The following is a 9,515-nucleotide window of genomic DNA, read 5'->3' as shown; positions in this document are numbered from 1 at the left end:
GAGAGGGATGTCCCATAGGACAGGGTGAGGTTTTTCTGTTGTTTTGGGTAATTCAATGTCCCTCTCCTTATTAAGGAGAGGGATGTCCCATAGGACAGGGTGAGGTTTTTCTGTTGTTTTGGGTAATTCAATGTCCCTCTCCTTATTAAGGAGAGGGATGTCCCATAGGAAAGGGTGAGGTTTTTCTGTTGTTTTGGGTAATTGGATGACTTGTGTGTACACGGTAACCGAGTCAAAAAGGGAGAGGTTTATCGAAATTACCTAGCATTATTTCAATTGGTGGCTTAGGCAATTTTGAAAAATCGATATAATTCGTAAGACAGGTATAAGTATCTTCACTAGTTATTACCTCGTCTACTCTACTCGTATTGCTACAACCAGCTTAGGATATACTAAAAGCACTTTTTGCAAACAATGGTAGAAAAAATCACAGCTGTCTTTAATGGCAAAGTGTTCTATCCGGCTGAACCGATCGCACTGCCAATCAATACCCGCGTGCGAATTAGTATTGAAATATTAGCGCCAGGTGAACATGAAACCGGATCATTTCTGCAAACGGCGCGATCGCTCAACTTAGATGGCCCACCTGACTGGTGTACCAATATAGATAAGTATTTATCCGGTAAGTAAACTTTCTATGCATTCTGAAGTCTTTCTTGATACATCATTTGCCATTGCCTTATCTGCACCGAGCGATCGCTTGCATGACCGAGCCTTACATCTGGCTAAAATGTTACAAGCAGCAGAAACTCGTTTGGTGACAACACAGGCGGTGATGTTGGAAATTGGCAATGCCTTATCCCAACAACCTTATCGTCAGGCGGCAATCATATTATTAAATTCTCTAGTAGCAGACTCAAAAGTAGAAATTGTCCCCCTTTCCCAAGAACTCTACGAACGTGCTTTCGAGTTATATCGGGAACAAACAGAGCAAGAATGGGGATTTGGGGATTGCGTATCTTTTATAGTAATGCAATATAGCGGAATCACTGAAGCCCTGACTGCCGATGAGCATTTTCAACAAGCAGGTTTTCGAGCATTACTGCGAGAAAATTTGCCTTAAATATTGGGAATTGGGCATTGGTATCGGTTATTCTACAAATGACAAATGACAAATGACAAGTAAATATTTCGTTACAATTGGCTTATGCATTAGGCATTCAAGAGTTATCAGCCATGAAATTGATTTCCGATCCACCGATTCCTGTAAAAATTCAAAAGATGAAGGAACGGGTGCGGTGGATGCATCCAAGTTTTGTGCAACGGGGAATTGACCAAACCAGCATAGTTATTGACGATCGCACAGAAGATAGTCCAGAATTTTCTTTTATGGTTATCGGTGATTCCGGCACCAAATCCCATTCTCCATACCACCCCCAACGAAAAGTTGCCGAACTAATGCTGACTCACCGCGATGATTGCAGTTTTGTATTGCACACAGGCGATGTAATATATGTGGTGGGTTCCCAAGAGTATTATTCAACAAACTTTATTGAGCCTTACCGGGAATTTATTGTTGGTGGCGATAACCCAAAAGACATTCCTTACGATCGCATGGTGTTTAATCTGCCATTCTTGCCAGTACCAGGTAATCATGATTACTACGATGTTCCGTTGATGTACCGTTTATTGACTGGAACAACATCTTCATTACGTCGCCTGTTCCGCTACAAAGATATTGAGATTGGCTGGCATGGATCGTATCAAGGTAATGCTTATGCACGAGCATTTATGGACTATACAGGGGCGATGTCTTCCGCAGAATTAGAACGGCATTTAGATCGACACTATACTGCTAAAACCGATACAGGGCGCTGTTTGCGTTACGAACCTGGACAATTTACCCGCTTACCCAATCGTTATTATACCTTTCGTTACGGCGGGATTGATTTTTTCGCTTTAGATTCCAATACCTTTAATACACCATCACCCTTACCTGTAACTAAAGAAGGAGAAATTTACCGCCGGGAATTGGAAAAGCGTCGTCAGGAAATTGATCGAGAAGAATTGCAGATATTGGGAATATGCGATAGTCTCAACCCCGATAAACCCACTGAAGCTGAACAACTTGATGAACTTAGCGCCAAATTAGATCAAATAGACGAGATCAAAATCGATATTGAAAAACAATTGGCATCTGATAAAATGCCTGCGATCGACTTTGAACAACTTGAATGGTTGCGTAGCAGGCTAATCGAATCTTGGAATACCTCTGAAGTGCGCGGACGTGTAATTTTTTTCCACCATCCACCCTATGTCACAGAAGCTACTAAATGGAATCAAGCCCAAACCCTGGCGGTTCGCCATCGCTTGCGCTGGGTATTTGAACAAGTCGCAGAAACTCTTGGTTCTTTAATTAAAGAACGTCCCATAGTCGATTTGATTTTAAATGGTCATGCTCACTGTTTGGAGCATCTTTGCACAACTGATACCGGATTTGCTGACTCTCACATTAACTGCATTATCTCTGGTGGTAGTGGTCATCGTCCCCGCTATCAACGGCGAGAGGGGACTGAATTGATGGAGACTTTTACGGAAATTGCAGGTAAACCGACTCGAAAAGTTGCCGATTCAACGCTTTTTGTGGGCCGTCATGATTACAATTTCCAGAACCGCCTACCTTACTCATGTGTGCGGATTGATGTTTTGGATGGTAGCCCACCCAAGTTTATCATCAGACCTCTGATTACTGAACGAGTTGATGATCGGTGGAATAACCGCGAACTTGAACCTTTTGGGATTTAAACAAAAAACCTCACCCTGATTATGCTACGCAAAATCTGTCCCTCTCCAAAGCATCGGAGAGGGATGTCCGCCAGGACAGGGTGAGGTTTTTCAAGGATTTTGGGTAATCGGATCGCTTGTGTGTACAGTGTAGACAATACAGATTCATGTTAGAAATCCGATTGTAACCATGAAATATCGGACGCGATCGCCCATATTGAGCTTGTAAAAATACCTTTACCAAGTTTTAGAGACACGCCCGATCTAGCTTTGCACAATTATCTAAAGTTATGGTTATTGCAAGCGTTTATATTTTAATCTGGAATAGAGTTTTGATAATTTCAGATTATGGCAGGACACAGTAAATGGGCAAATATTAAGCGCCAAAAAGCGGTAGTAGATGCAAAAAGGGGAAAAACCTTTACTCAGTTATCGCGGGCGATTATCGTTGCTGCTAGAAGTGGCGTACCAGATGCGGCGCTGAATTTTCAACTTCGCACGGCAATTGACAAGGCAAAGGCTGCCAGTATTCCCAATGATAATATTGAACGAGCGATCGCTAAAGGTGCAGGTACTTTGGGCGGGGATAATGCTACTTTTGAAGCGATTCGCTACGAAGGTTATGGGCCTTGTGGTGTAGCGATTTTAATCGAAGCCCTCACAGATAATCGCAATCGTACTGCTGCTGACTTGCGTGTAGCCTTTAGTAAAAATGGTGGCAATCTTGGGGAAGTAGGTTGCGTTAGCTGGATGTTTGACCAAAAAGGCGTTTGTGTAGTTTTGGGTGTGGTTGACGAAGAACAGCTTTTAGAAGCATCCCTAGAAGGCGGTGCCGAGTCTTATGAGATGACTGAAGATGAGATGGCTGAAGTATTTACTGACATTGGCAATTTAGAAACCCTTAGCCACACACTCAAGGATCGAGGCTTTAAGGTAACTGATGCGGAATTGCGCTGGATTCCCAGTAATAGTGTAGAAGTTACCGATCCAGATCAGGCGCGATCGCTTTTCAAGTTAATTGATACTCTAGAAGGCTTGGATGACGTGCAAAATGTCACAGCTAACTTTGATGTAGCAGAAGAATTAATGGCTCTGAGCATTTCTTAATTAAAATTTTCACAGACATCATAGCCAAATAACACTTCTTTGGATAATGTCCAAAATATTACATTGTAATTGGAAATGCAGCAAGTATTCCACGTAAGTCTTATATTTTGCGGATATAAAAATAGACATGAAAGATTCATATCAATTACAAACTGATGACATACGCCTGTTGGATAGTTGGATTGTTGATTACCTGATGAGGATTTTCAAGTGAATAAGTTCGCTAACGCTTTACTTTTGGCTCTAGTCTTTGCTGCACCTGTAACCGTTTTTGCATCTCAAGCTCAAGCAGCTGTCCATAAAACTAGCGTAAAAGGTGCTAAACATCACTATAGACATCACAGGCATCATCATACAAATGTAGTTCCTAAAACTAATAAATAATTATTATTAGTTGTAAAAGTTTCTACTAGCTTTCTAATAAAGTTTAGTGTTGGTTTCTTTGAAAGTATAATTGTATTATTTTACCCTGCTGGAATCCCTACCAATCAGCAGGGTTTTTTTATTAACTTGCTCATGAGGGCGCGATCGCGTCAAAATAAAGTTAAGACGCTGTAACCTAACTTAACAATGACCTTAACGCAGCTTGAGCAAATTTCCCCTCAACCAACGCCGCCAGACTTGCGGGGATATGAATATGATTTGGTAATTGTCGGCGGTGGGATTATTGGGTTAACTCTAGCCTCTGCTTTAAAAGATTCTGGCTTGAGTGTCTTGCTAATTGAAGCGAAAGTGGCATCAGCAGCTGTAGCTAAAGGACAAGCCTATGCAGTTCATCAGCTTTCGTCGCTAATTTACCAAGGAATTGGAGTTTGGGACAAAATGTTGCCTCAAATAGCCAAATATTACCGAATTCGTCTTTCTGATGCCGATTATCCGAATGTGGTGGAATTTATCACAGATGATAAAAATACAGCATTGGGTTATGTGGCGGAACACCAAGCGCTATTGCAGCCTTTGCAAGAGTTTGTCCAAGATTGTGCAAATGTGACTTATTTGTGTCCGGCTGAAGTAGTAAATACACAATACCAGAAAGATATAGTAGCGATAGATATTAAAGTTGCCGATCAGTTATACTCAGTTTGCAGCAAATTAGTGATAGCAGCAGATGGGGCGCGATCGCCAATTCGTCAAGCTGCTGGTATCAAAACCTCTGGCTGGAAATATTGGCAGTCTTGCATCGTAGCATTTGTCAAACCAGAGAAACCGCACAATAACACCGCTTACGAAAGATTTTGGTCTAGCGGCCCCTTTGCAATTTTACCTTTACCGGGGAACCGTTGCCGCATTGTCTGGACAGCCCCCCACGAAGAAGCAAAAGCTTTATGTGCCTTAGATGATGAGCAATTTTTAAGAGAACTTACCCGTCGCTATGGCGATCAGATGGGGAAATTGGAATTACTAGGCGATCGCTTTGTATTCCAGGTGCAACTTATGCAAAGCGATCGCTATGTTCTCCCCCGACTAGCATTAATTGGTGATGCGGCGCACAATTGCCATCCTGTGGGCGGACAAGGTTTAAATCTGGGGATTCGGGATGCAGCAGCTTTGGCGCAAGTAATCCAAACAGCGCACCAAGCGGGTAAAGATATTGGCGACATTCAGATTCTCAAAGGTTATGAACGTTGGCGCAAGCTGGAAAACCTGACGATTTTAGGTTTCACCGATTTATTAGATCGGATGTTTTCTAATAACTTTTTACCTGTGGTAGTGGTGCGTCGCCTGGGTTTATGGTTTTTGCAGCGAGTCCCTATATTAAAAGTGTTTATGCTGAAGTTGATGATCGGTTTGAAGGGGCGGACTCCAGAATTAGCAAAACTATCAGGCTTAAAGGCTATACCACAGCAGCTTGAAAAATCTGGTTTGGGGTAAGATTCAATTCGGGAAAAGTTTGGGAAACAAGGCGATCATTATCTCGAAACTTACTTATTTGATATTCCCCATCAACTAAGTTACAGACGGAGATTGTCGGTTGTTTGGGATTACCGATAAAATTACGTCCACCCAAGGCAGCATAATCAACAATCCAGTATTCTGGGATACCCATCTCTTCATACTCAGCATATTTTAAATAGTAATCGTCCCGCCAGTTGGTTGATACAACCTCAATTGCCAAAGGTATCGATGCGCCCAAACTAACAGTAGATTCTTTTTTCCATAATTTTTCGTTTTCCAGATTTGCACGGTTTAGCACCAACACATCTGGGATGTAACCAGAATCTTTTTCAGGAGGTCTAACTATAACTTGGTTAGGCATGAAGTAGGGGAGGTCTAATCGGTCAAATTCAACTGTTACTTTTCTTGCTAAAAAACCCTTTACTTCCTCATGTTCCCCTACTGGTTGCGCCATTTCAACAATTTCTCCTTTATGTAGTTCGTAGCGTATTCGTCGATTTTCGGGTAGCCAATCGACAAATTCCTCAAAGGTTACTAGCTTGGGTATAGCTTGAGTCATGACTTTTGAGAGTTATTGGTTTGGAAATATTATCTCTAATTTAGGCGACTGCGGACAGCTTTTTCACCACGGTTAAAAACGCGCTTAAGTAAGTCGGCCTAAACAATCATCATTGGCTCGTAGTTGCGCTAAAGCGCAAGAGGGCGCAACTACGAGCCAAATACAGAGATTTTAGTTTTCGTTACATAGTTTGGTTTTTTCTCGCCGACGTACTTATATTGGGATCGCCGCATTTGCTATTTCGGTGATGCCTACGCATTTGTTATTTCGGAGCGATCGCATAGTAGTATTTTGGAAGCGATGCCTACGGTGGTCACTGAGCGCGGCCGTTGTGCGGGCTACGCCTACGCTAGTTATTCGGTCAAATTTTATTCAATATAATCTTTGATTTGCTAGAAGCTCTCAGGGTATTGAGAACGAATAGTGAAATTGAAAGACAGAGGAAAAAACAATGTCTCCCAAGTTAGCTCAACTAATTCAACAAGCAGAAAATCTTTCAGCAGAGGAACAATTAAAACTAATTGCTCATTTGGCTCAAAAATTGAGTGCGATCGCGCCGGTAAATCCAAAACTTCCCCAGCCAGATAGTACTCAAGCGAAGGAGATTCCTGAATGACTTCTCTGCTCGTCTAAAAAACTATTCATTATATACCCAAGATAGATGTAATAGTATCTAATATGTGTTAGCTACTCATTACTAGCAACCATAGGATTGAAAATTAGTATTTTTCTACATAAAATTAAAAATCTAAAATAAAAAATTGGTAACACTGATGGTTAAGAGTGTTAAAGTTTCAAGAAATTCATCGGGACTTTTCAGCGGGTATTCATGCTGAAGAAACTACAGAAAAAGCAAATTTCGATAATTGCGGGTGCGGCACTGTTTGCCTTTTTAGCTGGGGCAATGGTATCAGCACCTCAAATTGGCAAGTCTCTGGGTAAATGGCTCAAACTGAGTCAGAATCAAACAGAGCAAACATCAGAGGGTAGCATTGCTCAATCAGCCGTCTTTCCACTGGTATCACAATCTCTGCCAGAACGGGCGGCAAAACTAGCAGAAATTGCCGGACAGTCACCATCGAGAGACCGAAATCGCGCTCGTTATCTTTTGGCGAGTGATTACGTTGAAAGAACCCAAGCGCAAAAAGCGCTGGTTTTACTAGATGGGCTAGATAAAGACTATCCGCTCCTCGCGCCCTATATTTTACTGAAACAGGCGCAGGCACAAGATATGCTGGGCAAAGACGGCAAAGCCTCGGATCTGAGGCAAAGTGTGCTGAAACTGTATCCCAAAGAAGCGGCCACAGTCAAAGCCCTATATCTGATTGCCCAACCGAAGCAACAAGAAATAGCGATCGCTCAATTTCCTTCCAACCCTCTAACTTGGGAAATTATTCGTAAACGCTTACAAGAAAATCCCAATCAGCCACAATTACAATTAATTTTGGCTAAATATGCCTATGACCAACCTGGCATAGTCGGCGTTTTGGATCAGCTAGTAAAACAGCCTACCCTAAAACCCGAAGACTGGGAACTCATTGGTACAAGCTATTGGGAAAATAGTCAATTTCTCAAAGCCGCGAATGCTTATGCCAATGCACCCAAAACATCGCGTAACCTCTACCGTACCGCACGGGGGTTACAGGTAGGGGGCAAAGATAATGGAATTGCGGTCGCCACCTATAAACAACTAGTACAGCAATTTCCTAATACCGAAGAAGCTGGAACTGCACTACTACGATTAGCAGAAACCGCAAAAACAGCTAAAGAGGGCTTACCTTATCTTGAGCAGGTAATTAGTAAATTTCCCAAACAAGCTGGTACTGCACTGGTACAAAAAGCTAAAATTCTACAATCCCTCAACGATCAAAAGTCAGTTAGCCAGACGTGGCAATTACTCCTAGCCAAATACGGCAATTCTGACGAAGCGGCAGAGTATCGTTGGAAAATTGCCCAAGGTAAAGCCAATGCCAAAGATTACGTCGGTGCTTGGCAATGGGCAGAACCAATTGTCAACAACAACCCTAACAGTATTTTGGCTCCGAGAGCAGGTTTTTGGGTAGGGAAATGGGCAGCTTCACTAGGCAAACAGCAGGAATCTCAAACTGCTTATAAGTATGTGATTAGCCAGTTTCCATACTCATACTATGCATGGAGAGCCGCAACGATGCTGGGGTTGAATGTTGGCAACTTTGACAACGTGCGCGTGATGAACCCGGAAATAATCACACAAGAGCGTCCAGTACCGCCTGCTGGTTCTGAGACTTTCAAAGAATTGTATCTGCTAGGTCTTGACCGCGATGCCTGGTTACAATGGCAGACAGAATTTCAAAATAAAATTCAGCCAACTGTAGCAGAGCAATTTACTGAAGGGTTAATGCGACTGGCAAAGGGAGAAAATATGATAGGAATTGATAAAATTTCTAAATTGGAAGACCGGGAAATACCAGCAGAAGTTGCCCAATATCAGGCTCTGAGTAAACAAATCAGCTATTGGCAAGCCCGTTATCCATTTCCCTATCTGCGAGAAATTCAAAAATGGTCTATTGAACGTAAACTTAATCCTCTGCTAGTAACTGCTCTGATGCGTCAAGAGTCACGGTTTGAACCAAAAATCAAATCCGTCGCTGATGCTACTGGTTTAATGCAGGTGTTGCCGAGTACAGCTAAATGGATCGCACCACAAATCAAGGTGGATTTCAAAACCATAAATCTAGAAAATCGCAACGATAACATCATGTTGGGTACATGGTATTTGGGTCATACCCACGATCAATATAACAATAACTCGCTGTTAGCGATCGCCAGTTACAATGCTGGCCCGGGTAATGTCTCCAAATGGTTGCAAACTCAAACTACAAAAGATCCAGATGAGTTTGTTGAACAAATTCCCTTTGATGAAACCAAAAATTATGTGCGGCAAGTATTTGGCAACTACTGGAATTATTTGAGACTTTACAACCCGGAAATTTCTGGAGTCGTAGCAAAGTACTCAACTACACACCCAAAATTGCCGACGCAGTGATTTTGCCCAATCAGATTGTTATGGTGTGTAGAGACGTTGCTTTTCTTCGTCTCTACAAGCTTTATCGATAGACAAATCATCTTATCCGAACCGTATTGCCTCATCTGTGGCTCAAATGCAAAATTTTACCGATAGTTAACTGAGGCGATGGCTACGCTGTTGTTTCTGTTGAGAGGGTCGGGAGCATCCCGTCAGGTTGATAGC

At 42.3% G+C, this 9,515-nt stretch carries 10 protein-coding genes; 8 read left to right on the top strand and 2 right to left on the bottom strand.

Annotated elements, in window-relative coordinates:
• Positions 1 to 222: hypothetical protein (locus tag V7K73_RS01300; RefSeq protein WP_334876409.1), on the bottom strand; the 222-nt coding region annotated here is incomplete at its 3' end.
• A gap of 192 nt (positions 223 to 414) precedes the next feature.
• Here V7K73_RS01300 and V7K73_RS01295 point away from each other — a divergent pair.
• The 6 genes from V7K73_RS01295 (at position 415) to V7K73_RS01270 (ending at position 5,703) form a co-directional block, all read left to right on the top strand.
• On the top strand, positions 415 to 630 hold the full coding sequence (locus V7K73_RS01295; protein WP_334876407.1) for a hypothetical protein: 216 nt from the start codon (positions 415 to 417) through the stop codon (positions 628 to 630).
• 7 nt (positions 631 to 637) lie between these two features.
• Positions 638 to 1,063 carry a type II toxin-antitoxin system VapC family toxin gene (locus tag V7K73_RS01290; protein ID WP_334876406.1) on the top strand — a complete coding sequence of 142 codons (426 nt, stop codon included), beginning with the start codon at positions 638 to 640 and terminating at the stop codon, positions 1,061 to 1,063.
• Positions 1,064 to 1,176: 113 nt separating this feature from the next.
• Positions 1,177 to 2,745: a metallophosphoesterase family protein gene (locus tag V7K73_RS01285; protein WP_334876404.1), complete on the top strand. Its 1,569-nt coding sequence runs from the start codon at positions 1,177 to 1,179 to the stop codon at positions 2,743 to 2,745.
• A gap of 327 nt (positions 2,746 to 3,072) precedes the next feature.
• Positions 3,073 to 3,831, top strand: a complete 759-nt coding sequence (locus V7K73_RS01280; protein WP_334876402.1) for a YebC/PmpR family DNA-binding transcriptional regulator — start codon at positions 3,073 to 3,075, stop codon at positions 3,829 to 3,831.
• 210 nt (positions 3,832 to 4,041) lie between these two features.
• A complete protein-coding gene (locus V7K73_RS01275) occupies positions 4,042 to 4,215 on the top strand; it encodes a hypothetical protein (protein ID WP_334876400.1) in 174 nt (57 codons plus the stop codon).
• A gap of 186 nt (positions 4,216 to 4,401) precedes the next feature.
• Entirely contained in the window at positions 4,402 to 5,703 is a 1,302-nt protein-coding gene (locus V7K73_RS01270) for an FAD-dependent hydroxylase (protein ID WP_334876399.1), read from the top strand.
• Here V7K73_RS01270 and V7K73_RS01265 read toward each other — a convergent pair.
• A complete protein-coding gene (locus tag V7K73_RS01265) occupies positions 5,666 to 6,286 on the bottom strand; it encodes a Uma2 family endonuclease (protein WP_334876397.1) in 621 nt (206 codons plus the stop codon). The genes V7K73_RS01270 and V7K73_RS01265 overlap by 38 nt on opposite strands.
• Before the next feature lie 451 nt (positions 6,287 to 6,737).
• Here V7K73_RS01265 and V7K73_RS01260 point away from each other — a divergent pair, with 451 nt between their 5' ends.
• Complete coding sequence (locus V7K73_RS01260) at positions 6,738 to 6,902, top strand: hypothetical protein (protein ID WP_334876395.1); 165 nt, start codon at positions 6,738 to 6,740, stop codon at positions 6,900 to 6,902.
• Between the two features lie 213 nt (positions 6,903 to 7,115).
• Entirely contained in the window at positions 7,116 to 9,311 is a 2,196-nt protein-coding gene (locus V7K73_RS01255; protein ID WP_334876393.1) for a lytic transglycosylase domain-containing protein, read from the top strand.
• Positions 9,312 to 9,515: the final 204 nt, after the last annotated feature.

It is taken from the genome of Nostoc sp. (assembly GCF_036916975.1).
GTDB lineage: Bacteria > Cyanobacteriota > Cyanobacteriia > Cyanobacteriales > Nostocaceae > Nostoc.
This window is presented reverse-complemented; position numbering and strand designations above follow the sequence as displayed.

Excerpts from the sequence above, each read along its gene's own strand:
- V7K73_RS01295 (WP_334876407.1), top strand. The coding sequence starts at position 415 with ATGGTAGAAAAAATCACAGCTGTCTTTAATGGCAAAGTGTTCTATCCG.
- V7K73_RS01280 (WP_334876402.1), top strand. The coding sequence starts at position 3,073 with ATGGCAGGACACAGTAAATGGGCAAATATTAAGCGCCAAAAAGCGGTA.
- V7K73_RS01285 (WP_334876404.1), top strand. The coding sequence starts at position 1,177 with ATGAAATTGATTTCCGATCCACCGATTCCTGTAAAAATTCAAAAGATG.
- V7K73_RS01265 (WP_334876397.1), bottom strand. The coding sequence starts at position 6,286 with ATGACTCAAGCTATACCCAAGCTAGTAACCTTTGAGGAATTTGTCGAT.
- V7K73_RS01290 (WP_334876406.1), top strand. The coding sequence starts at position 638 with ATGCATTCTGAAGTCTTTCTTGATACATCATTTGCCATTGCCTTATCT.
- V7K73_RS01260 (WP_334876395.1), top strand. The coding sequence starts at position 6,738 with ATGTCTCCCAAGTTAGCTCAACTAATTCAACAAGCAGAAAATCTTTCA.
- V7K73_RS01255 (WP_334876393.1), top strand. The coding sequence starts at position 7,116 with ATGCTGAAGAAACTACAGAAAAAGCAAATTTCGATAATTGCGGGTGCG.
- V7K73_RS01270 (WP_334876399.1), top strand. The coding sequence starts at position 4,402 with ATGACCTTAACGCAGCTTGAGCAAATTTCCCCTCAACCAACGCCGCCA.